The organism is Gemella sp. (assembly GCF_057272915.1).
In genome coordinates this window covers 34,776-58,781 of record NZ_DBHIUF010000010.1, presented here as the reverse complement: position 1 = coordinate 58,781, position 24,006 = coordinate 34,776, and the positions used below count along the sequence as shown (strand labels likewise).

Genomic DNA, 24,006 nt, shown 5'->3' with positions numbered 1-24,006 from the left:
TCATTTCATTAATTTATTTATTTGTTTGTTAATAATTGGCCGGTTAAAATATTTAAGAAGTCAAGACCAGGTGCCATAACTTGTCCTGCTAATGAGTCACGTAAGAATCGCTCCATATTTCCATGACAATTATAAGCCTTACCACCGCCTAAACGCATACCAAGTCTTGCATTCTCAATTACTTTATCGCAAGAGAATGCTCTTGCTGAAACAATATTAAGGAATGCATCTACTTCACCATTAACAAAGCTTTCCGCAGCGTTTTTAGATAAAAGGATAGATGCTTTTGTATTTTTAAAGATTTCTGCTAAATGTAATTGAACAGTTTCTATATCGCTTAAAGATTTACCATCAGGATATTTTCTATTTGTTGTGTGATTAACAGCTTCATCTAGAATAGCTTGACTAAGTCCACTGTAAACTGCAGCAAGCCCATTAATAAAGAATGGGACAGGACTTTGAGCCTGTTCATTTCCTTTGCCTTCAGCTCCGATTCTATAATGATAATCTAGTTTAAGATTATTCATGTGCATTTCACATGAGACATTTGAACGCATACCTAAACCATTCCAGGTATTTTCAGCAAAAATTAGTCCATTAGAACCAAGAGGGAACAGCCATTGTTCAGTTTCTCCAGCAGTTTTATACGGAACTAAAGTTACATAGTAATCCGCATAATTACCAGATGTAACCATACTTTTCTTACCATTAAATATTGCAAAGTCTTTCTGATAATCAACAGTAATTTCTGTTGTATTCATAAAATTAGTACCAGTTCCACTCTCGCTGTATGCCAATGCTAGCATTTTTTTATTATCTACCACAGCTTCACAAATTTCTTTTTTTAATTTGTCACTACCATGATCTAAAATTGTTACTAATCCAACATTATGCATCATATAGCATAAGCCAACCGATGAAGAGTATTCAGAGAATGCTCTACATACTGATTCGTGTTCTACAAGAGTTAGTCCTTTACCACCAAACTCTTTAGGAACTAAAAGACTAAGATAACCAGCATTTTTAATTTTTTCAAATATTACTTTAGGGAATTCTCCATTATTATCTGTTTCTTTAGCATATGGTTCAATATTAGCTATAGCAAATTCTTTAGCATCTTTATAAAAATTATTCATAATGTCCTCCTTAAGAAAAAGGAACTATTTAAAATTTAAAATACTTAAAAAGCAAATAATATTATAAATAGTCCCTTAAATATGATCTGAATTTATATATCAATATAACTATAATATGGATATTACTACATATTATGAAAATACGAACTATTAAAACTTATAGTTAAATTCTATGGCAATTGTTGCCCAGTAATTGCTTTTCCTAACCAAATTGTAAGTACGTCAACACTTGGTGCCATAATATGACTTGCGAAAGCATCTCTTAGATAGCGTTCCATATTTCCAACACGGTTATATGCTTTACCACCACCAACACGCATTCCAAGGCGTGCTAATTCAATAGCAGCTTCACTAGCAAAGATTCTAGCTGATAAGATTTTAGCTAGCATATCAGTATCTTTATTTAAGAAACTACGAGCTGCTTCGTTCGTTCCAAGAACTGCTGCGTTAGTTTGGCTATAGATTTTAGCAAGATGAATTTGTACTGTTTCAATTTCGCTTAGAGATTTTCCATCAGGATATTTTCTATTAGTAGTATGTGCAACAGCTTCTTCTAGTATTGCTTCGCAAAGACCACTGTAGACAGCAGCCAATCCAGTGATGAAGTATGTAGCAACAATGGTGAATACTTGATCAACTCCTGATCCAGCTTTACCAATACGCAATTCTTTATTTAATTCAACATCGTTAATTGCCATTTGGCAAGAAACATTACCTCGCATTCCTAGACCATGCCAAGTAGAAGCTTTGAATTTTAGACCTTCGCTATCTAGAGGGAATACCCAGTTGTCAATTCCACCTTCAACATCAGAAGGAGTAAGAACAAGATAATAAGATGCAAATTCTGCAGAAGTTACCATGCTTTTTAGGCCATTAAATACTACTGAATTATCTTTAAATTCAGTTTTGACATCTGAGATATAGAAGTGTGTCCCAGTTCCTAATTCACTGTACGCAAGTGCCATAAATTTTTCATTTTCAACGATATCTTTACAAATTTTTGTTTTTAGATTATCATCGGCATATGAAAGAACACAGTTTAATGCAACATTATGCATCATATAGCATAGACCTACTGTAGCACTTGATTTAGCGAAAGCTCGACATGCATCTGCATGTTCTTGCATATCTTTTCCTAACCCTCCAAGTTCAGTTGGAATCATTAGTTTAAAATATCCAGCTTTTCCTAACTCTTTAAATACTTCTTCAGGAAATCTTTCTTGTTCGTCTATTTCTTTTGCAATAGGATCTATATATTTTTTTGCAAATTCCCTAGCTTCGTTATAAAATGTTGTCATAATAATGCCTCCTAACATTAATATAATAGTGTTTTCTAATGAAATTATATCACAAAGAAAATCAATGTAAATGCTTTTAAATTATCTCTAATGATTAGCGATTTTAAATAAATTTTGATAAAATGTATAGTTTTTAGGGCAGTAAAGAAAAAATAATATATAGATTTTAACAAAATACTTATATTTAGAAATATAAAAATAAAACCAAAGTAAATGATAGAGTTTATCAATTACATAATTTGAAGATAGTATTTAGTGAAAAAATGTTAGAAGACTATTAAGAAATAAAAATGAAATATACTTTGAAATGGAAGTGAAATAAAAGTGAAAAAATTATTGAAAAATGTCAGAAAATTATTTACAAATGACATTAAATCTTGTATAATCTATATTTATATAATAAATTTATGAAAGGATGAAAAAAATGGCAGATTCAAAGATGGAAAGAAAACTGCAAGCTCGTCATATTAGTATGATAGCTATAGGTGGATGTATAGGTACCGGATTATTTATGGCAAGTGGAGCGGTAGTTAGTAAAGCAGGCTCTTATGGAGCAGTTCTTACTTATGCATTAATTGGAGTTATTATTTACTTTTTAATGGCTTCTATAGGAGAACTAGCAACATTTTATCCAGTTTCAGGTTCATTCGGAGCTTATGCAACTAGATTTATAGATCCAGGCGTTGGATTTGGAGTAGGTTGGTTGTTCTGGATTCTATGGATATTAGTAGCGAGTGTAGACATAATAACATTATCGAAAATATTACATTACTGGGAATTCTTTAGACAATTTTCAACGTTTTCGATTTGTATTGTATTTTTAGTATTATTGTATTTATTAAACTTAGTAAGTGTTAAAGTATTTGGTGAAGTTGAATATTGGATAACTATAATAAAAGTTATGACAGTTGTCGCATTCTTAATAGTAGGAGCTGCAATTATCTTTGGAGCTACTGGGAATAGTGAAGCTGGTATTTATACATTTATTCAAAATGGAGAAAAAACAAGTAGCGCTGGTGTGTTAGGATTATTTGGTGTTCTTTCTACTGCAGCATTCTCATTTGGAGGAACTGAAGTTGTAGCTGTTACAGCAGGTGAATCTCCGAATCCTAAAGAGACAATGCCTAAAGCAGTTAAACAAGTTTTCTGGAGAATATTGATATTCTACATTGCTACAATGTTAATCATATCTTCGATAGTTTCAGCGAATGATCCAAGATTACTTGATACTAATAATGTAACAGCCTCTCCATTCACAATTGTATTCCAAAATATTGGTTTAGAAGTGGCGGCAGTTATTATGAATGCTGTAATTTTAACATCAGTTTTATCAGCAGCAAATTCAGGTATGTATGTTTCTAGTAGACAGTTATTTTCATTAAGTTCACATAATTATGGGCCGAAAGTATTTAAAAAATTAAATACTAATTCAGTACCAGTGTTTGCTTTAACTTTCTCGGCAATATTTATGGTATTGTGTTTTATTTTTGAGAGATTAAATCCAAGTGGTTACTACATGCTGCTTTCTATGGTTGGTATTATAGTAATGATAATTTGGATGGTTTCGTTAATATCTCAAATTCGTTTGAGAAGAGCAATTGTTAAGCAAGGGAAAAAAGCTGAAGATGTTCTACCTTATACGGCTAAAACAGGTGTTGTAGGTTCATACATTGCTCTAATTTCATTTGCAACAATAATATTATTACAATTAATAGCTGATTATGCGACAGGTGGATTTGTGAAAATGTCATACAATTTAGTTTGTCCAGCTATAGGTGTAGTAATGTATATAGCATTTAAAATAGTAACGAAGAAAAAATTTGTTAAACTAGAAGAAATGGATATACATCCATATAAAGGATAATTAGTATTTGAAAAAGATTAATGAGTTAGAAACTTGTTAATCTTTTTCTATTTTTTGTGTGGTTTTCTTATGCTCAAATGAGTATGAATAAAATGTCTTAAGTAGAATGAGTAAAAATGCTAAAATAAAATTGGAAATTCTAACAGACTTAAAATTTTTTTCAAAAGTCCGATGAATAAAAGGTACATTTCTATTTTGAAATTTTTTGATATAATTAGATTAACATTTTCAAGGGGATGACCCAAAAGTCCTGAAATTTAACAAAGTTCACATGAAAACTCATAGACGTAGTGGTTTATTGATATCTAAATTCGCTTTATAAAAGCTTTTTAGATATCTAATAAACTGTGCGGGGATGACTCGACAAAATCGATTTCTTTGAAATCACGATTTTTGAGTCACTCCCTAATAAAGTTCTATAGTCTTTTTTACTGAGAACAGTTGGGGGTTAAAATGATAATTTTAAGAATATTGTATCTTCTTATGTTTTCAGTACTAATATAATAAATTTAATGATATAATATAGGTACTAGGGGGAGAGACATATGAATATTAAAAAGGAAGATGTCGTATTATTTTTTAGACAAAATGTTAAATCTATTATTTTGGCATTTGTGTGTAGTCTTGTTTTAATAATCGGTGGTTTGTTTTATTTTAATCAAAGTAAGACAGAAGATTATAGTGATGTTAGTTTTTCTAATACCAGTAGTGAGTCGATAAATAAGGATGAAAAAACTGAAGAAAAACACGATGAAAAGATTTTTGTTGATGTCAAAGGTTCGGTAAAACATCCTGGTGTTTTCGAGACTACAAAAGATAAAAGGGTGAAAGATTTAATAGAAGAAGCTGGTGGACTTTTGGATGATGCTGATACTTCTACTTTGAACTTGAGTCAAAAGGTAAAAGATCAGATGGTTATTTATGTCCTTAAACATGGTGAAAAACCGAAACAAATGACTGATGATGGCAGCACCGGTTCATCTAGTGGGGATGTGATTAATATAAATACAGCAAGTAAAGAACAACTTATGAAAATTTCAGGAGTTGGGAAAACAAAAGCTGAGGAAATAATTGCACATAGAGAAAAAAATGGGGATTTTAAAAAGAAAGAAGATATTACAAAAGTACGAGGCATAGGAAAATCTACTTTTGAGAAAATTAAAGATAAAATAGAGGTATAGTTATGCAGAGAATTAGTTGGGATGAGTACTTTATGGCTCAAAGCCACCTATTATCACTTAGATCGACTTGCAGTAGATTATCTGTTGGAGCGACGATAGTTAAAGACAAACGAATAGTTTCAGGTGGTTATAATGGTTCGATCAAAGGTGACGAACATTGTATAGATGTTGGTTGTAAAGTAGTAGAAGGTCATTGTGTAAGAACAATTCACGCTGAGATAAATGCTATTTTACAATGTTCTAAGTTCGGTGTTGGAACTGAAGGTGCAACTATTTATGTTACACATTTTCCATGTTTGAATTGTACAAAATCTATAATTCAAGCAGGGATAAAGGAAATTTGCTATGCAAATGATTATAGAAATAATGAATATGCTCGAGAGTTATTAGAAAAATCAGGTGTTGTCGTAAGAAAAGTAGATTACGATGTAAACAATGTAGTAGAAAGGTTACTAAATAAAAAGTAATGATTTATTTACAATTTTCTTTACTAGCATTAGGGGCGATATTATTAAACTTTAATGTAATAATATCTATGCTATGTATTGTTATTTTTCTACTGATAACTTGGAAAAATAAAAATCTTAATGCTAGGAAAACTATTATTTGTGTAATAGTCTTCTTAGTATTTTTTATTCGGGGAGCATATGAACAAAAGAATAACATTACTCATTTAGGTAATGTTGAAAATAAAAATTTAGAACTAGTAGTTTCTGATAGATTTGATGTTAATGGAGCCTATGTGTCTTCTATTGGTTACCTTTCGGATGAGAAGGTATTAGTAAGTTATATTGTAAAAAGTGAAGATGAAAAGAAATTTTTCAAAGAAAAATTTTGGGGTGGAAAACTATTAGTAAGTGCTAATATAGAAGATATTTCAGAAAAGACTAATTTTTATTCATTTGATTATAAAAAATATAATGAGAATAGGGGAATCTTTAAAAGGCTAACTATTAACGAAATTCATGATGTTAAAAATATAGATTCAATGTATTTTAAATTTTTAACACTTAGAAATAAATTAAGTTTACAAATTAATAGAGAACTTTCTTTTGATAAAAGTGGTTATTTTCAAGCTTTAATTTTTGGAGACAAAAGTTATTTGTTAAAAGATGATGTGAACTCTTTTAAAAATTTAGGAACAAGTCATTTATTAGCAATCTCAAGGTTACATATAGGTGTACTCATTTCTCTAATTTATTTTATTTTGTTGAAATTTAGGATAAGTGTTGATTATATAGAGAAAATTATCTTAATTATAATTCCATTGTATATGTTGCTTAGCGGAGCTAGTGCATCAGTTCTCAGGGCAGGTTTTATGATTGTATTTTACATACTGTTACGAAGGAAAAATATAGATAAACTTGGAAGTTTGTTGCTTACTTTTCTAATATTAATAATGTATAATCCATTTTATATTTTTAATATAGGTTTTCAATTATCATTTTTAATTACATTCTGTCTATTGATGTCTGGAACTTATATAAAAAATTCTAGAAACAAAGTTCATGGAGCGTTCAGAATTAGTGTTATTTCTACACTAGGTAGTATTCCTATTTTATTGTATAATTTTTATACTATAACTTATATTTCTGTATTTAGTAATATTATCTTAGTACCAATTTTTAGTATTGTGATTTTTCCATTAGTAATTTTTAGTTATCTTGTATTCCTAATAAATGCCCAGGTGTTTAATATTATTTGTAGACCAATATTAAATATTATTTTCAATATATTTGATAAAATTCAGGAGCTGTTTCTAATTGCTCAGCCCATTCGCATAGGTAAGTTAAATATATTTTTTATAATTGCTATATTTATTGTTGTTTTAACTATATTGATAAACTTGAATAAATTTAAATATATGAATGCTATTTATGGAATTCTGGGAATAATTTTAATTTGTATAGGAGCTACATATATATCTAAAACATATATTGAAGATATAAAAATAGGGAAAGAGAGTGTTTTATATATTAGAGAAAATAAGAATAATCTATTGATAAATACATCTAATAATATTCAAAATTTTTATACAGATTACAGAAAAAAAGACAAGGATTATGATATAATAAATCAGTACGATTTGCTTTTGGATTATGAAGGAAAAAATAAATTTGAGTATTTGCTTTTAACTTCTGAGAAAAAGAATAAAAGTGGTTATTCTATAGATCTTCTAGCAAGAGATGTAGTAGGAAAAGTTATTGTAATAGATAGTTTAGAAAATAAATTATCAGAAGTAAAAAATATGGCACAGTATAAAAAAATAGATTATATTGTCCTTAAAGAGAATACAGAGATGAAATTTGGAAAGAGTTCTATTTATTATTATAATAAAAAAGTTAGAGTAAAGAATAAGAATTCTGAATTTGAAGTTGAGGTAGATAATTAATGAAAAATGTCTATGTAATATATGGCGAAAATTTTGAAGCCATTAATGATTATGAAAAAAATATAGCAAAAAAGTATTTGAAAGAACTTGATGAGTTTAACTATATAAAAATAAATATGCATGAAAATACATTGGAGTCTTTAGTGTATGAATGTAGAAGTAGTGGTTTATTTGGGAATGAAAAAGTAGTAGTTGCAGAAAATTGTAATTTTCTACTTGCTAAACCTAAGAAGATTAAAGTAGAACACAATGTGGATACATTAATAAGTTATTTGGATAATATTAGTGAAGAAGTCGTATTGATTTTAAAGATTTCTGAAAAGATTGATAGTAGAAAAAAACTTATAAAAAAAATTAAAGAAGTGGGAGAAGTTAAGGAGTTTTCTAATTTTAATGAAAAGGAAATAGCTAGCTATATAGTGAAAACTGTTACTGATGCTAATTTGAAAATTTCAAGAGATGATGCAGAATTTCTTGTGAATTATACACGATTAGATTTTGCTAATATAAAAAAAGAATTAGAAAAACTACTTCTTTATTGTGATGAGAAGAAAGTAATTACTAGAGAAGACATCGAATTACTAGCGACAAGAAGTTTAGAATATGATGTTTTTAGTTTAACTAACGAATTATTCGGGAAAAATTATTTGAAATTAAGAGTAGTCTATAATTCGTTGGTATTAAAAAAAGAAGAACCAATCTTCTTGTTATCATTAATAAGTGGTCAGTTAAGAATGTACTATAAGGTAAAAGTGCTTTTAAATGAACACTATTCACAAAAAGATATAGCTAAAGAATTAGGAGTTCATCCATATAGAGTACAACTAGCGGCACAAGGTATTAGAAATTATAGTGTAGACAAAATTATGAAGACATTAATTTTAGCTGCTGATTATGATAAGTTATTGAAATCTTCATATATGGATAAATATTTGATATTAGATTTATTCATTAATAAACTAATTGAGGAACTAAAATAGCATTTGTTTTTGTAATCCTATACTAATTATACTAAAATAAGAATAATTATGTTGCAGAGGAGATTTTGGTGGATAATAAAAAAAATATAATACATGTTGGAGCTTTGTTATTTATATTAAATGGTATTACCTATGTAGTAGGTGAATTTATTGCAGCTCTAGGAACTGGTTTTCCTTTGGGGGAAGTATATTCAAAGCACTTTATTAGTTCATTAGGAGTCTATCAGCATCTAGTAGTTGACGGGGTTCCAAATGGATTTTCAAGATTAGCTATTCTTATGAATATTGATTTTATAGCAACGGGAGTTGGTTTTTTCATTGCATATTACTTACTAGTATTTGAAAAACTAAAAATAAGAAGGTTTGGTTTTCTGTTTATAATAACTCCGTTAGTCTTTGCTATTGGAAGTGTCTTGGTGGGATTATATCAAGGTGGTGTTCCTAGTGAAGATGGACTCCATGGTTTAGGTGCGAGATTATCGTTTTTAGGTGGGAATTTTACCGCTTTATTAAGTGGAGTAGCATTATTTAAAGAAAATAAAAAATACGGTGTTGTTTCTATATTGTTAGGGATTATAGGTTTAGTTAGTGCAGGATTTATGAATAATGCAATTAATAATAGTCTTTCAGAAGTTGTAGCTATTTATGAAAGAATGACTGTTTATCCAATAACAATATGGCAATTAATAACGGGTATTGTGTTTTTAAAGAAGAGGTATTAAGTAAAAGATTATTTGAATCAGATTCAAATAATCTTTTTATTTCAAATAATTAGAAAGCCTTAATCAAAAAATATTCAGAAAAAAACAAAAAATTCAGATAAATCAGTTTATTATATGTAAACATAATGTTATAATAGTAATGTTGAAAAGAAATTAATAAAATGAGGTATTATTTAATGAAGAAAATTGAAACTAAATTAGCTCAATTAGGAAATAGAAAAGACAAAGCAACGGGTGCGATTGTAACACCGATATATTTATCTACAGCATATGCTCATCCTGGACTAGGTGAGAGTACAGGTTATGATTACACAAGAACGAAAAATCCTACTCGTACAATTTTAGAAGAGGGATTATGTGAACTTGAAGAAGGGTGTCGTGCGATAGCAACGAGTTCAGGTATGAGTGCAATCCAATTAGTCTTTGAATTATTTGAATTAAATAGTGAATTTCTTGTTTCTAGAGATTTATATGGTGGAAGTTTTAGATATTTTGATGAACTTGAACGTAAAGGTGCACAGAAATTCATCTATTTCACTGACGAGGAAGATCTTGAAGTAAAAATTACAGAAAATACTAAAGCTGTATTTATAGAAACACCAACTAATCCATTAATGCAAGAAGTTGACATAGAAAAAGTTGCGAAAATTTCTAAAGAAAAGAATGCATTATTGATTGTTGATAATACTTTATTAACGCCGTTAAGACAAAAGCCATTAACTATGGGTGCTGATATTGTTGTTCACTCAGCTACAAAATATTTAACAGGTCATAACGATATTTTAGCTGGAGCAGTAATTACAAATGATGAACAAATTGGAGAGAGATTAGCATGGATTTCTAATACTACAGGTGCGGTGTTGTCTGCGTTTGATAGTTGGTTATTCGTTAGAAGTTTAAAAACTTTACCATTAAGATTTAATCAGCAAGAAAAAAATGCAATGAAATTAGCAGAAGAGTTGGAAAAGAATCCAAATGTTAAAGAAGTTCTATATCCGAAAAAAGGAGCTATGTTAAGTTTTAAACTTCATGATGCTTCTAAAATTGATAAATTTTTACGTTCGTTAAAAGTAGCAACTTTCGCTGAAAGTTTAGGAGGAGTAGAAACATTAGTTACTTATCCTACAACACAAACACATTTCGATATTCCAGAAGAGTTACGTCTTTCTTATGGTCTTACACCAGATTTATTAAGGATATCTGTAGGTGTTGAAGATATTGAAGATTTACTAGAAGATTTTGCACAAGCTTTAGAAGTATAGAGGACAGAAACAATGAGTAGAGTAGAAGAATTTGTAAATAAGTATTACGTTGAAAGAAGAAATACAAATAGTTTAAAATGGGATGCTTTAGAGGAGAGATTTGGAGATAAAGATCTTCTTGCTATGTGGGTAGCTGATATGGAATTTAAAACACCAGATAGTATAAGAAAAGCATTAATTGAGCGTGTTAACCATGGGGTTTTCGGTTATACTAAGTTACCTGAAAGTTATTATGATCAATATAAAAAATGGCACAAACAAAAATATGATATCAATGTAGAAAAACAATGGATAAGATTTGCTCCTGGTATTGTTCAAGCAATTTTGTGGGTAATTCATGCATACACGAAAAAAGACGATTCAGTTATAATTATGCCACCTGTATATTATCCATTTGCTAATTCTATTAGAAATAGTGGTAGAAAACTAGTTGAATCGCCGTTACTTGAGGAAAATGGTGAGTTTATAATAGATTTTGCTACATTCGAAAAAGAGATTCGTGATAACAATGTAAGATTATATATTCACTGTTCACCTCATAATCCAGTAGGTAGAGTTTGGACATTAGAAGAACAAAAACGTGTTTTTGAAATTTGTGAAAAATATGATGTTCTAGTATTATCTGATGAAATTCATCAAGACTTCACATATGATAATCATAAACAAATTTCAGCGTTAGCGTTAGAAGATGGAAAGTATAATCATCGGCTTATTGTAGCTAACTCAGGTTCAAAAACATTCAATCTTGCATCATTAGTTCATGCAACTATATTAATTCCTGATGATGCTGTAAGAAAAGTCTTTGATGCGTATAAAAAAGAGAACTTAGAAGCGGAACCAAGTCTATTAGGACAAATTGCTTTAGAAGCAGGATATAGAGAAGGTCATGAATGGCTTGAGGGATTGAAGGAAACCGTACAGTATAATTACAATCTACTTCGTGAAACTCTAGCAGAAAAAGTACCTGAAATTAAAGTTTATCCACTAGAAGGAACGTATTTAGCATTTGTTAATTTAGAGAAAGTTCTAAATGGGAAAACAACAAAAGAATTCATACAAGATGAGTGTGGTTTAGCGATTGATTTTGGCCACTGGTTTGGTAAAGGTTACAACAAGTATATTAGGATAAATCTAGCGACTAGTCCAGATAATGTAAAAGAGGCTATTGATAGAATTATTAAAAATTGTAACTAGTAGAATAAAAAAAGAAGGAAGAGCTTAGAGAGGATTTCTAGGTTCTTCCTTTTATTCCAATAAAAAACTACTCAGAAGTCTGAGTAGTTAATAAAATTATTTAGCTAGGTTTGATTTATATCTAGCAGCTGCGTTTTTATGGATTAAGTTAGTTTTAGCAGCTTTATCGATTTTTTTGTAAGCAAGGTTTACTAACTCTGCAGCGTTAGCAGCACCTTCAGATTTAGCTACTTTAGCTTTTTTAATAGCTGTACGCATTTCAGATTTTTTAGCTGTGTTAGCAGCATTAGTTTTAGCATCTTTTCTTACGCTTAATACTGATGATTTAATGTTTGGCATTCGATTCACCTCCTGGTCCTTATTTTTATTACTAAGAAATATTAATTAATATTCTTAATTACAATGAATTAAGTGTTGTTAGATACAACTACCTCATTTTATCATATTAAAATTGTAAATGCAAGGTATTTTTAGAATTTTTTTGGTAATACTTTATTTTTTATATTTTTTTTAGATTTTTGTTGACTAATAGCTATAATATGTGTTAGTATATATGACGTTGATATTTAATTTTACATAGGTAAGGTTATTTGTCTTCTGACTTTATTATAATAAAAGATGTTTGAGAGATCCATCTATAAAAAAAACCTGAAGTACTGGTTTCTCAAATCAGTACTTCTTTCTTTTCTCTTGAACAAGATAAGGAGATATAAATGAGAAATAATACAGTTAAAGTATTAACTATTCAAGCATTAATAGCAGCTATCTATGTTGTTTTAACAGTTGCTATCGCGCCATTTTCATACGGTGCTATTCAATTACGTATAAGTGAGTCTTTATCACAATTAGTGGTATTTAGTAAAAAATATTGGTTCCCTATAACTTTAGGTGTTGCAATAGCAAATATTTTTAGTCCACTTGGTATAGTAGATGTGTTCTTTGGAACATTAGGAACAGGTTTAGCGTTAGCTATCAGTGTTTTTGTATTCAAATTTGTGAAAAATAGAATCGCCAGACACATCCTTAATATTGTTATCTACTTAGTGGTTTGTATGCCAATTATTGCATATGAAATTGCTATTTTTAGTGGTGAAAACTCTGCAAGAGTACCATTCGAATTTGAAGCATTTACAGCAATTTATGGATCACTTTTATTATCACAAGTTGTTGTAATGGTAATCGGTATTGTTATTACAGAAGCCTTAAATAAAGCTATTAATCTTAAAAAAGTATTTGAATAATATTCATAAAAAATCGTTAAGAAATTTCCTTAGCGATTTTTTTATTTTAGTATTGACTCTAACGTAACGTGATAGTGTATAATAAATTTATCACTAGTGAAATATTATAAGGTATAGAGGAATTAATATGAGAATAAATGAAGTCGCAAAGCTTACAGGAGTGAGTGCAAGAACACTGCAATATTATGATGAAATAGGATTATTAATTCCAGAAAAGTTAAATAATGGGTATAGAGATTATTCAGATGAGAATTTAGATAAACTTCAAAAGATTCTATTTTATAGATTTCTAAAGTTTAAGTTAAATGATATAAAAGAATTACTTGATGGAGATATTGATAGTTTAAAAATACTTGAACAGCAACGTGAATTAATTTTAAAAGAAAAAGAGAAGTTTGAAATAATTCTTTATAATATAGAAAAAACAATAAAAACACATAAAGGAGAACAAACGATGACTGTAGAAGAAAAATTTAATGGATTTAAAAAAGAGGACTTAAATAAGTATGAAGATCAAGCTATAGAAAAATATGGAAAAGAAACAATCGAAGAATCGAAAAAAAGACAGAGTGGTAAAGAAGATATTGTTGCTGAGAAATTTAATAGTGTTTTTCGTTCAATGGCTGAATATAAACAAGATGGATTAAATATAGAAGAAAAAGAAGTTCAATCTAAAGTAGAAGATTTATATAACTATATGAATAAGTATGCATTTGATTGTAGTGTTGAAGTATTCTCGTATATAGGAAAGGGATATTCTCAAAATCCAGAATTTAAGAATAATATAGATAAATTTGGAGAAGGGATAGCTGAGTATATTTCTAAAGCTATAGAAATATTTTGTAATGATAGATTAAACAAATAATATTGTAAAAACTATTTTAAAAAGAGTTTGAATTTTTTTTAAAAAACTATTGACAAATGAAAATTTATATATTAGAATAATTAAGTCAGTTGAAAATGTACCGTAGACAGTAGGGGGAGAAATCCTTAATTAACCTACCGAGGACAAAATTCGAAAAGAAACTTATGTGCCTTTTTGTATGTTCTCGCATGCAAGAAGGTTTTTTAATGGTACTGAAATTGATAAATCTACTTAGGAGGAAGTTCAATGTCAAAAGCTATTGAGAGAAAACAAGAGTTAGTAAATCAAATCGCAGAAGAAATTAAAGCAAGTTCTTCAGTTGTTATTGCTGACTACCGTGGATTAAACGTTGCGGAAGTAACAGAATTACGTAACAACATGCGTAACGAAGGTTTAACTTTTAAAGTTTATAAAAACTCATTAGTTCGTCGTGCGATGGAGCAAGCAGGAATTGAAGGATTAGACGAAGTTCTAACTGGACCAAATGCTTTTGCTTTCTCAACAGACGATGCTGTAGCTCCTGCTAGAGTTTTAAACGATTTCGCTAAAGAACACGAAAACTTAGAACTAAAAGCTGGTGTTATAGAAGGAAAAGTTGCAGATCAAGCTGAAATTAAAGCTATCGCTACATTACCAAGTCGCGAAGGATTACTTTCAATGTTACTATCTGTATTAACAGCGCCAATGCGCAATACTGCTTTAGCTGTTAAAGCTGTTGCAGACCAAAAAGCTGAACAAGAAGCTTAATAAATAAAAAATATATTAAAATACATAATTTAAAAATCGGAGGAAATTTATAATGACTAAAGAACAAATTTTAGACGCTATCAAAGAAATGTCAGTTTTAGAATTAAACGACTTAGTAAAAGCAATTGAAGAAGAATTCGGAGTAACTGCTGCTGCACCTGTAGCTGTAGTTGGTGGAGCTGCTGCTGGAGCTGCTGAAGAAAAAACTGAATTTGACGTAGTTTTAGCTAACGCTGGAGACTCAAAAATTAAAGTAATCAAAGTTGTTCGTGAAATCACTGGAGACGGACTAAAAGAAGCTAAAGAAAAAGTTGATGGTGCGCCAGCAACACTTAAAGAAGGAGTTTCTAAAGAAGAAGCTGAAGAAATCAAAGCTAAATTAGAAGAAGTTGGAGCAACTGTAGAAGTTAAATAATTTCTATTCTAAGTAGATAAAAAGATAGATGTAAATAAACAATAATATTCTATTTGAGAATATTTGATACGATGATAATAACAAAAATAGTATATCTCAAGTGTCTAGCTATGGGATATACTATTTTCTTTCATTTTAAGAGGTGTCTTTATTATGGAACATTATTATACAAATAATCCGACGACGGAAAGTCGTGAAAAAATTATCAACTCAACAATAGCGAATGAGAATTTGAAATTTTATACAGATAATGGAGTATTTTCTAAAGAGAGTGTAGATTTCGGGACTAAAACAATGTTAGAAAGTTTCACTACAGTTAAAGAAAATGCTAAGGTTGCGGATATTGGATGCGGCTATGGAGTTATATCTATATTCCTAGCGAAAAAATACCCGACATTTAAGTTTACTATGGTAGATGTGAACAATAGAGTATTAGAATTATCTAAAAAAAATATTGAACTTAATAAAATAGAAAATGAAGTAGAAGTACTAGAAAGTAGTTCCTTTGACAATGTTGAAGGAAACTTTGATATAGTTTTAACAAACCCACCTATAAGAGCAGGGAAAAAAATTGTACATAAAATAATGACAGATGGTTATGAACATCTTAATGCTCAAGGTGAGCTTTGGGTGGTTATACAAAAAAAACAAGGAATGGCTAGTTGTAAAAAATTATTAGAAGATACATTTTCAAGGGTAGAAGTAGTAACGAAAAATAAAGGTTACTATATCTTGAAAGCCGTAAAATAATTGACAACTTGCTATGACTATGATAAAATGATATATTGCAAGTAATTCTATTTTCTTTTAGATAGAATTGCCAAAATTATATAAGTAAGTAAGAGAAAATGTATATATTTTCTTTTTAGTTTTTAAGAGAAAAGCTGAGAGGTGACACAGTTGCAAAAAGTTAAATTTGGTAAGCACAGACAAAGACGTAGCTATGCTAGAATATCAGAGGTAATTGATTTACCGGACTTAATTGAAATTCAAACATTATCTTATGATAAATTTTTAGAAACTGGTCTAAAAGATGTTTTTAAAGATGTATCACCAATAGAAGGTAATAATGATAAATTAAGTTTAGAATTTATCGACTATAAATTAGGAACTCCTAAATATGATGTCGATGAATCTAAAGAACGTGACGCTACATATTCAGCACCTTTAAGAGTGCGCGTACGTTTAATTAATAAAGAACGTGACGAAATTAAAGAACAAGAAGTATTTATGGGTGAATTACCGTTGATGACTGAAACTGGAACGTTTATCATCAATGGTGCAGAACGTGTAATTGTATCTCAATTAGTACGTTCGCCTTCTGTATATTTTACAGAAGATGACAAACTTAAAGTAAAAAATATTCCAAATGCCTATAAAACAACTGTTATTCCTAACAGAGGAGCTTGGTTGGAATTTGAAAAAGATATTAAAGGATTAGTTTATGCTCGTATTGACAGAACTAGAAAAATTCCTTTAACAACGCTTATAAGAGCGTTAGGTTTTGAATCTGACGAATCTATTATTAAATTATTCGGAGAAGATACAGAGCTATTAAACACATTAGAAAAAGATGAAAACCTAGATACAGGAACTGCGTTAAAAGTAATTTATGATAAATTACGTCCTGGAGAACCAGCTAACGTAGAAACTGCAAAAGCAACTTTACACGGTAGATTCTTCGATCCAAGAAGATATGACCTTGCTAAAGTAGGACGTTACAAATTAAATAACAAACTTCACGTTGGTGAACGTCTAGAAAACCAAATTCTAGTTGAACCAATCGTTGATACAGAAACAGGAGAAATTTTAGTAGAAAAAGGTACTAAATTAACACGTGAAATCATTGATGGAATTTATGAAGAATTAGGAACTACAGCTAACGTAGTTGAATTCGATATGAATGAAAGTCTTGATGGAAGCGATAGCCTAAAATTACAATTATTCAAAATTGTAAATCAAGTTAAAGTAGGTAATGATTTCGATATCGATGAATTAACTGATGATCAAGTATTACACGTAATTGGTAATGGAGCACCTAATAAAGATGTTCTAACATTAACAATTGCTGATATCGTAGCAAGTATTAACTACTACTTATTATTAATTAGAACTCGTAGAAATAACGACGGATTTGAATTTGAATTAATTGGACGTGTAGATGATATCGACCACCTTGGTAACCGTCGTCTACGTTGTATCGGTGAATTATTACAAAACCAAATTCGTGTAGGTATTTCTCGTATGGAACGTGTTGTGCGTGAACGTATGAGTATTCAAGATACAAATGAAATTACGCCACAACAACTAATTAACGTAAGACCAGTTACAGCAATTATCAAAGAATTCTTTGGAAGTTCTCAACTTTCACAATTCATGGACCAAGTAAACCCATTAAGTGAGCTTACTCACAAACGTCGTTTATCAGCACTTGGACCTGGTGGTTTAACAAGAGAACGCGCTGGAATGGAAGTACGTGACGTTCACTACTCACACTATGGTCGTATGTGTCCGATTGAAACACCAGAGGGGCCAAACATTGGTCTTATCAACTCACTTTCATCATTTGCTCGCATAAATGAATTTGGATTCATTATGACTCCATATAGAAAAGTTGAATTTGATGTAGAAGGTCGTCCATACGTAACTGAAAACGTACAATATTTAACAGCTGATCAAGAAGATAAATACGTAGTAGCACAATCAACTGCTAATGTTGATGAAAAAGGATACTTCGTAGATGAAGAAGTAGTATGTCGTTTCAGAGGAGATAACACAGTTAAACCTCGTGAAATGATGAACTTCATGGATGTATCACCTAAACAGGTAGTCTCTGCTGCCACTGCATGTATTCCGTTCTTAGAGAATGACGACTCTAACCGTGCCCTAATGGGAGCGAACATGCAACGTCAAGCAGTACCATTAATGATTACTGAAGCACCATTCGTTGGTACAGGTATGGAGCACCTAGCAGCACGTGACTCAGGAGCTGCGGTTATCGCTAAATACCCAGGTATCGTTGAATACGTAGATGGAGCGAAAATTAAAGTACGTCGTATTGAAACTCTAGAAAGTAAAGAAATTAAAGGTGACTTAGATACTTACGTAATTCACAAATTCGTACGTTCTAACCACTCTACAGCTTATAACCAAAAACCAATCGTTAAAGTTGGTGATAGAGTAGAGCCTAAAGATATCCTTGCAGATGGACCATCTATGGATAAAGGAGAATTAGCTTTAGGTAAGAACCTTGTAGTAGCATTCGTAAACTGGGATGGATATAACTATGAGGATGCTGTTATTATGAGCGAACGTCTTGTAAAAGATGATGTTTATACTTCTATTCACGTAGAAGAGTATGAAACAGATGCTCGTGATACAAAACTTGGGCCAGAAGAAATTACTCGTGAGATTCCAAACGTAGGTGAAAATGCACTTAGAAACTTAGATGCACGAGGAATCATTCGTATTGGTGCTGAAGTTAAAGATGGAGATATCTTAGTAGGTAAAGTTACACCGAAAGGATTAACTGAACAAACTCCAGAAGAAAAATTATTATATGCTATCTTTGGAGCTAAATCTAAAGAAGTACGTGATACTTCATTACGTGTACCGCATGGTGCTGATGGAGTAGTTGCTGATGTTAAAATCTTTAAACGTGAAGATGGTGCAGAATTACCTAACGGTGTAAATGAACTTGTACGTGTATTTATCGTCCAAAAACGTAAAATCCGTGTAGGGGATAAAATGGCAGGTCGTCACGGTAACAAAGGGGTTATCTCAAATATCTTACCAGAAGAAGATATGCCTTACCTACCAGATGGTACACCAGTTGACGTAATGTTAAACCCGCTAGGGGTTCCATCTCGTATGAACATTGGACAAGTGTTAGAGCTACACTTAGGTATGGCTGCTAAACAACTAGGAATCCACGTAGCTACACCAGTATTCGATGGTGCTAGTGATGAAGATGTATGGTCTACAGTTGCTGAAGCTGGAATGGCTAAAGATGCTAAGACAGTTCTTTATGATGGACGTACAGGTGAACCATTCGACAGCCGTGTATCTGTAGGGGTAATGTACATGATTAAACTTGCACACATGGTTGATGATAAACTTCACGCTCGTTCAATTGGACCATACTCATTAGTAACTCAACAGCCACTTGGAGGTAAAGCTCAATTTGGTGGACAAAGATTTGGTGAGATGGAGGTATGGGCACTTGAAGCTTACGGTGCTGCATATACTCTTCAAGAGATCTTAACATACAAATCAGATGATACTAATGGTCGTGTTAAAACATATGAAGCTATCGTTAAAGGTGAAAATATTCCACGTCCAGGAGTTCCTGAATCATTCCGAGTACTTATGAAAGAACTTCAAGCATTAGGTATGGACTTCAGAGTAATGGATAATGAAGATAACGAAGTAGATATGGGTGATATCGATTTAGGAGATACAATTGATTTCCATGATGGACACAACCATGATCACGATGAAGAAAATTCAGAAGAAGCAACAGAAAAAGCTGCAGCTTCAAATGAAGATGCTGAAGAAGGATATCAAAGTTTAGCTAACTTAATTTTATCTGATACAGATGAATATGAAGATGTTGAAGATGAAGAAGATAGCGAGGAAGAAACTTCAGGATATCAAGCATTAGCAAGTCTTTTAATGTCAGATACTGATGAGTATGAAGACGTAGAAGATGATACAGATGAAGAATAATATAAATTTTACAATTAATCACAAAGAACTATTCAAGGCTTTTATACAAAAAAATAAAGGAGGTATGCTCCTTGATAGACGTAAATAATTTTGCATATATGAAAATTAGTTTAGCTTCTCCTGAAAAAATAAGAAGTTGGTCTTATGGAGAGGTTAAAAAACCTGAAACTATTAACTATAGAACTTTAAAACCAGAAAATGATGGACTATTCTGTGAAAGAATCTTTGGTCCAACAAAAGACTGGGAATGTGCTTGTGGAAAGTACAAACGAGTTAGATATAAAAACATTAAATGTGATAAATGTGGAGTTGACGTAACTTTAGCTAAAGTGCGTCGTGAAAGAATGGGGCACTTAGAATTAGCTGCCCCAGTCAGCCACATTTGGTATTTTAAAGGTATTCCAAGTAGAATGGGACTTCTACTTGACCTTAGTCCAAGACAATTAGAAGAAGTAATTTACTTTGCTTCTTATATTGTTATTGATCCAGGTGAAACTGACTTCATGAAAAAACAAATCGTTTCAGAACGTGAAGTACGTGAAGCACGTAGCACATTTGGAGCAAACTCTTTCGTAGCTAAAATGGGAGCTGAAGCTATTCGCGATCTATTAGCTGAGTTAGATATCGAAAAAGAACTTAAAGACCTTAAAAACGAACTTAAAGAATTAAGTGAAAGCAACTATAAATCAGGTCAAAAAGTTGTAAAAATCATCAAACGTGTTGAAGTATTTGAAGCATTTAAACACTCTGGTAATAAACCAGAATGGATGATTATGACTGTACTACCAGTTATCCCACCTGAATTAAGACCTATGGTTCAATTAGATGGTGGACGTTTTGCAACAAGTGACTTAAACGATTTGTATAGACGTGTTATTAACCGTAACAATCGTCTGAAAAAACTTATCGAACTTAAAGCACCAGGACTAATTGTACAAAACGAAAAACGTATGCTACAAGAAGCAGTTGATGCATTAATCGATAACGGACGTCGTGGTCGTCCTGTAACAGGTCCTGGAAACAGAACATTAAAATCATTATCTAATATGCTAAAAGGTAAACATGGTCGTTTCCGTCAAAACTTATTAGGAAAACGTGTTGACTACTCTGGACGTTCAGTAATCGTAGTTGGTCCAAACCTAAAAATGTACCAATGTGGATTACCTAAAGAAATGGCACTTGAATTATTCAAACCATTCGTAATGCGTGAATTAGTTAAACGTGAGTTAGCTAATAACATTAAAAATGCTAAAAACCAAATCGAAAGAATGGAAGATCATGTATGGGATATCTTAGAAGATATTATTCGTGAGCACCCAGTATTACTTAACCGTGCCCCGACTCTTCACAGACTAGGTATCCAAGCGTTTGAACCAATCTTAGTAGAAGGACGTGCAATTCGTCTGCACCCTCTTGTTACAACTGCGTTTAACGCCGACTTCGATGGTGACCAAATGGCCGTTCACGTACCTTTATCAAAAGAAGCACAAGCAGAAGCACGTATGTTAATGCTAGCTGCTCAAAACATTCTTAACCCTAAAGATGGTAAACCAGTAGTTACTCCATCTCAGGATATGGTATTAGGTAACTACTACCTAACACTTGAAAGACCTGGAGCAGTAGGGGAAGGTATGATATTTAAAGATGCTGATGAAGCAAGAATTGCATACCAAAATGGATATATTCACCTTCATACTCGTGTTGGTATCGCAGCTAAATCATTCGAGAATCCAACATTCACAGAAGAACAAAATAAAAAATTACTTGTTACTACAATTGGTAAAGTAATATTTAACGACATATTACCAGAAGGGTTCCCATATCTAAATGAGCCTACTAAGGACAATTTAGAGACAGCGACTCCTGACAAATATTTCGTATCAACATCTGATTTATCAGAAGGTGGATTAAAAGCTTATATAGCTGAAAAAGAAGCTGTAACACCATTCAAAAAAGGATTCTTATCAAAAATCATTTCTGAAATCTTTAATAGATTCCACATTACTGAAACATCTATGATGTTAGACAGAATGAAAGATTTAGGATTTAAATACTCTTCAAGAGCTGGTATTACAGTAGGGGTAAGTGACGTATTCGTCCTACCTAACAAGTATGAAATCTTAGCAGACTCACAAGCTAATGTTGATAAAATCACAACATTATACAGACGTGGTCTATTAACTGAAGAAGAAAGATATCAAAATGTTATCGCTCAATGGGCAAAAGCAAAAGATATCATCCAAGATCAACTTATGGACTCTCTTCCAGCTACTAACCCAATCTATATGATGAGTGACTCTGGAGCCCGTGGTAACGCATCTAACTTTACTCAGTTAGCCGGAATGCGTGGTCTGATGGCATCTCCATCAGGACGTATCATGGAAATGCCTGTACGTTCATCATTTAAAGAAGGATTAACAGTATTAGAGTTCTTCATCTCTTCTCATGGTGCGCGTAAAGGTCTTGCCGATACTGCACTTAAGACAGCCGACTCAGGTTACTTAACTCGTCGTCTTGTAGACGTTGCACAAGATGTTATCGTTCGTGAAAACGACTGTGGTACATCTCGTGGATTAAGAGTTGCAGCACTTAAAAATGGAACAGATGAAATCGAAAGCTTACAAGAACGTCTTGAAGGTAGATACAGTAAAGAAACTGTTATTCACCCAGAGACAGGTAAAGTTATCGTTGAAGATGGTCAATTAATTACTTTAGATACAGCTAAAGAAATTGAAGCAGCTGGAATCGAAAGTGTTGTAATCAGATCAGCATTTACATGTAACTCTCGCCACGGAGTTTGTGAAAAATGTTATGGTAAAAACTTAGCTACAGGTGAAAAAGTAGAAGTTGGGGAAGCAGTTGGTACAATTGCCGCTCAATCTATCGGAGAGCCTGGTACACAGCTTACAATGCGTACGTTCCACACAGGTGGAGTTGCCGGTGCCGATATTACTCAAGGTTTACCTCGTATTCAAGAGTTATTTGAAGCGCGTAATCCAAAAGGTAAAGCATTAATCTCAGAAGTAGATGGAACAGTTACAAAAGTTGAAATCGATAATAATCACGTACGTAGAATTTACGTATTAAGTGAAATCGGTGAAGAAAGAGAATATCAAGACTATGGTGCAAGCCGTATGTTAGTTAAAGAAGACGACAAAGTTAAACGTGGTCAAGCTTTAACAGAAGGGTCTATTGAACCAAAAGAATTATTATCAATTGCTGGTTTAGAAGCAGTACAAAGTTACTTATTAACTGAGGTACAAAAAGTTTACCGTATGCAAGGGGTAGAAATCAGTGATAAACACGTTGAGGTTATGGTACGTCAAATGTTAAGAAAAGTACGTGTAATCAATGCTGGAGACACTGATTTACTTCCAGGTTCATTAGTTGATATTCACAAATTTACAGATGAAAACAAAAAAATCCTTGCGGTACGTGGAAACATGGCTACGGCTAAGCCTGTAATCCTAGGTATCACTAAAGCATCATTAGAAACTGAAAGTTTCTTATCTGCAGCTTCATTCCAAGAAACTACTCGTGTTCTTACAGATGCAGCGGTTAAAGGAAAAGTTGATAGACTTATGGGACTTAAAGAGAACGTTATTATTGGTAAGCTAATTCCAGCAGGAACAGGAATGCCAAGATATAATGATGTAGATATCAAAGTTGAAAATGAACTTGAATTAGAAATGGATAACGAATTAAGTAGACCAATTGAAGAAGAATTACACGAAGAATTAGGATCTATTTAATTTAGAACATAGAAAAGTTAATAGGAATATAAAAAAATATTATATTCCTATTGACAAATCTATAAAAAGTATGTAAAATAGATAATGTTGAATACAAAAGTAGAAGCACCCGTTTCTCACCTGCCAATATTGATTGTTCAGGTTTATGTAGATGAAATGTAGAATTTTATGCTGGGTGTTTTGCACTCAGTTTTTTTTAATGCTTTTAGTATTTAATGAAATTTATAAA

At 31.5% G+C, this 24,006-nt stretch carries 18 protein-coding genes and 1 other annotated feature; of the genes, 15 read left to right on the top strand and 3 right to left on the bottom strand.

From position 1 onward, the window contains the following. Positions 1-17: 17 nt before the first annotated feature. The gene (locus ACO6OL_RS05640; RefSeq protein ID WP_485502427.1) at positions 18-1,136 is read right to left on the bottom strand and encodes an acyl-CoA dehydrogenase family protein; all 1,119 of its coding nucleotides are present in this window, start codon (positions 1,134-1,136) and stop codon (positions 18-20) included. A 170-nt stretch (positions 1,137-1,306) separates the two neighbouring features. Then, on the bottom strand, positions 1,307-2,434 hold the full coding sequence (locus ACO6OL_RS05635; RefSeq protein ID WP_485502426.1) for an acyl-CoA dehydrogenase family protein: 1,128 nt from the start codon (positions 2,432-2,434) through the stop codon (positions 1,307-1,309). A gap of 424 nt (positions 2,435-2,858) precedes the next feature. Between ACO6OL_RS05635 and ACO6OL_RS05630 the strand changes: the two genes are divergently transcribed. The 8 genes from ACO6OL_RS05630 (at position 2,859) to ACO6OL_RS05595 (ending at position 12,029) form a co-directional block, all read left to right on the top strand. Further along, positions 2,859-4,298, top strand: a complete 1,440-nt coding sequence (locus ACO6OL_RS05630) for an amino acid permease (protein ID WP_485502425.1) — start codon at positions 2,859-2,861, stop codon at positions 4,296-4,298. Positions 4,299-4,843: 545 nt separating this feature from the next. After that, the gene (locus ACO6OL_RS05625; RefSeq protein WP_485502424.1) at positions 4,844-5,479 is read left to right on the top strand and encodes a helix-hairpin-helix domain-containing protein; all 636 of its coding nucleotides are present in this window, start codon (positions 4,844-4,846) and stop codon (positions 5,477-5,479) included. 2 nt (positions 5,480-5,481) lie between these two features. Then, complete coding sequence (locus ACO6OL_RS05620) at positions 5,482-5,946, top strand: ComE operon protein 2 (RefSeq protein WP_314160663.1); 465 nt, start codon at positions 5,482-5,484, stop codon at positions 5,944-5,946. Beyond that, complete coding sequence (locus tag ACO6OL_RS05615; protein WP_485502423.1) at positions 5,946-7,871, top strand: ComEC/Rec2 family competence protein; 1,926 nt, start codon at positions 5,946-5,948, stop codon at positions 7,869-7,871. The genes ACO6OL_RS05620 and ACO6OL_RS05615 overlap by 1 nt, the downstream gene beginning before the upstream one ends. After that, positions 7,871-8,851: a DNA polymerase III subunit delta gene (gene holA / locus ACO6OL_RS05610; RefSeq protein ID WP_485502422.1), complete on the top strand. Its 981-nt coding sequence runs from the start codon at positions 7,871-7,873 to the stop codon at positions 8,849-8,851. The genes ACO6OL_RS05615 and holA overlap by 1 nt, the downstream gene beginning before the upstream one ends. Positions 8,852-8,919: 68 nt before the next feature. Then, a complete protein-coding gene (locus ACO6OL_RS05605; RefSeq protein ID WP_485502421.1) occupies positions 8,920-9,573 on the top strand; it encodes a DUF998 domain-containing protein in 654 nt (217 codons plus the stop codon). A 176-nt stretch (positions 9,574-9,749) separates the two neighbouring features. Further along, positions 9,750-10,835, top strand: coding sequence for an aminotransferase class I/II-fold pyridoxal phosphate-dependent enzyme (locus tag ACO6OL_RS05600; protein WP_314160667.1), 1,086 nt, complete (start codon positions 9,750-9,752; stop codon positions 10,833-10,835). Positions 10,836-10,847: 12 nt separating this feature from the next. Beyond that, positions 10,848-12,029 carry a MalY/PatB family protein gene (locus ACO6OL_RS05595; protein ID WP_485502420.1) on the top strand — a complete coding sequence of 394 codons (1,182 nt, stop codon included), beginning with the start codon at positions 10,848-10,850 and terminating at the stop codon, positions 12,027-12,029. A gap of 96 nt (positions 12,030-12,125) precedes the next feature. On the opposite strand, the gene rpsT is transcribed toward ACO6OL_RS05595, so the two are convergent. Beyond that, positions 12,126-12,368 (bottom strand): 30S ribosomal protein S20, encoded by a 243-nt coding sequence (gene rpsT, locus ACO6OL_RS05590; protein WP_003145397.1) that lies wholly within the window; start codon positions 12,366-12,368, stop codon positions 12,126-12,128. Between the two features lie 374 nt (positions 12,369-12,742). Here rpsT and ACO6OL_RS05585 point away from each other — a divergent pair, with 374 nt between their 5' ends. The 7 genes from ACO6OL_RS05585 (at position 12,743) to rpoC (ending at position 23,777) form a co-directional block, all read left to right on the top strand. Beyond that, on the top strand, positions 12,743-13,270 hold the full coding sequence (locus tag ACO6OL_RS05585) for a QueT transporter family protein (RefSeq protein WP_314160669.1): 528 nt from the start codon (positions 12,743-12,745) through the stop codon (positions 13,268-13,270). Positions 13,271-13,397: 127 nt separating this feature from the next. Continuing rightward, positions 13,398-14,135 carry a MerR family transcriptional regulator gene (locus ACO6OL_RS05580; RefSeq protein ID WP_485502419.1) on the top strand — a complete coding sequence of 246 codons (738 nt, stop codon included), beginning with the start codon at positions 13,398-13,400 and terminating at the stop codon, positions 14,133-14,135. 82 nt (positions 14,136-14,217) lie between these two features. Further along, positions 14,218-14,349: a sequence feature (ribosomal protein L10 leader region), on the top strand. A gap of 32 nt (positions 14,350-14,381) precedes the next feature. After that, positions 14,382-14,882: a 50S ribosomal protein L10 gene (gene rplJ / locus ACO6OL_RS05575; RefSeq protein WP_003146331.1), complete on the top strand. Its 501-nt coding sequence runs from the start codon at positions 14,382-14,384 to the stop codon at positions 14,880-14,882. 52 nt (positions 14,883-14,934) lie between these two features. Further along, on the top strand, positions 14,935-15,297 hold the full coding sequence (rplL, locus tag ACO6OL_RS05570; protein WP_003146330.1) for a 50S ribosomal protein L7/L12: 363 nt from the start codon (positions 14,935-14,937) through the stop codon (positions 15,295-15,297). A gap of 153 nt (positions 15,298-15,450) precedes the next feature. Then, positions 15,451-16,047 (top strand): class I SAM-dependent methyltransferase, encoded by a 597-nt coding sequence (locus ACO6OL_RS05565; protein ID WP_314160671.1) that lies wholly within the window; start codon positions 15,451-15,453, stop codon positions 16,045-16,047. A gap of 150 nt (positions 16,048-16,197) precedes the next feature. Continuing rightward, the gene (gene rpoB, locus ACO6OL_RS05560; RefSeq protein ID WP_485502418.1) at positions 16,198-20,025 is read left to right on the top strand and encodes a DNA-directed RNA polymerase subunit beta; all 3,828 of its coding nucleotides are present in this window, start codon (positions 16,198-16,200) and stop codon (positions 20,023-20,025) included. 71 nt (positions 20,026-20,096) lie between these two features. Next, complete coding sequence (gene rpoC / locus ACO6OL_RS05555) at positions 20,097-23,777, top strand: DNA-directed RNA polymerase subunit beta' (RefSeq protein WP_485502417.1); 3,681 nt, start codon at positions 20,097-20,099, stop codon at positions 23,775-23,777. Positions 23,778-24,006 lie beyond the last annotated feature (229 nt).

Excerpts from the sequence above, each read along its gene's own strand:
- ACO6OL_RS05600 (WP_314160667.1), top strand. The coding sequence starts at position 9,750 with ATGAAGAAAATTGAAACTAAATTAGCTCAATTAGGAAATAGAAAAGAC.
- rplL (WP_003146330.1), top strand. The coding sequence starts at position 14,935 with ATGACTAAAGAACAAATTTTAGACGCTATCAAAGAAATGTCAGTTTTA.
- ACO6OL_RS05580 (WP_485502419.1), top strand. The coding sequence starts at position 13,398 with ATGAGAATAAATGAAGTCGCAAAGCTTACAGGAGTGAGTGCAAGAACA.
- ACO6OL_RS05625 (WP_485502424.1), top strand. The coding sequence starts at position 4,844 with ATGAATATTAAAAAGGAAGATGTCGTATTATTTTTTAGACAAAATGTT.
- ACO6OL_RS05635 (WP_485502426.1), bottom strand. The coding sequence starts at position 2,434 with ATGACAACATTTTATAACGAAGCTAGGGAATTTGCAAAAAAATATATA.
- ACO6OL_RS05620 (WP_314160663.1), top strand. The coding sequence starts at position 5,482 with ATGCAGAGAATTAGTTGGGATGAGTACTTTATGGCTCAAAGCCACCTA.
- ACO6OL_RS05585 (WP_314160669.1), top strand. The coding sequence starts at position 12,743 with ATGAGAAATAATACAGTTAAAGTATTAACTATTCAAGCATTAATAGCA.
- ACO6OL_RS05595 (WP_485502420.1), top strand. The coding sequence starts at position 10,848 with ATGAGTAGAGTAGAAGAATTTGTAAATAAGTATTACGTTGAAAGAAGA.
- ACO6OL_RS05615 (WP_485502423.1), top strand. The coding sequence starts at position 5,946 with ATGATTTATTTACAATTTTCTTTACTAGCATTAGGGGCGATATTATTA.
- ACO6OL_RS05640 (WP_485502427.1), bottom strand. The coding sequence starts at position 1,136 with ATGAATAATTTTTATAAAGATGCTAAAGAATTTGCTATAGCTAATATT.
- ACO6OL_RS05565 (WP_314160671.1), top strand. The coding sequence starts at position 15,451 with ATGGAACATTATTATACAAATAATCCGACGACGGAAAGTCGTGAAAAA.
- ACO6OL_RS05630 (WP_485502425.1), top strand. The coding sequence starts at position 2,859 with ATGGCAGATTCAAAGATGGAAAGAAAACTGCAAGCTCGTCATATTAGT.
- holA (WP_485502422.1), top strand. The coding sequence starts at position 7,871 with ATGAAAAATGTCTATGTAATATATGGCGAAAATTTTGAAGCCATTAAT.
- rpsT (WP_003145397.1), bottom strand. The coding sequence starts at position 12,368 with ATGCCAAACATTAAATCATCAGTATTAAGCGTAAGAAAAGATGCTAAA.
- rplJ (WP_003146331.1), top strand. The coding sequence starts at position 14,382 with ATGTCAAAAGCTATTGAGAGAAAACAAGAGTTAGTAAATCAAATCGCA.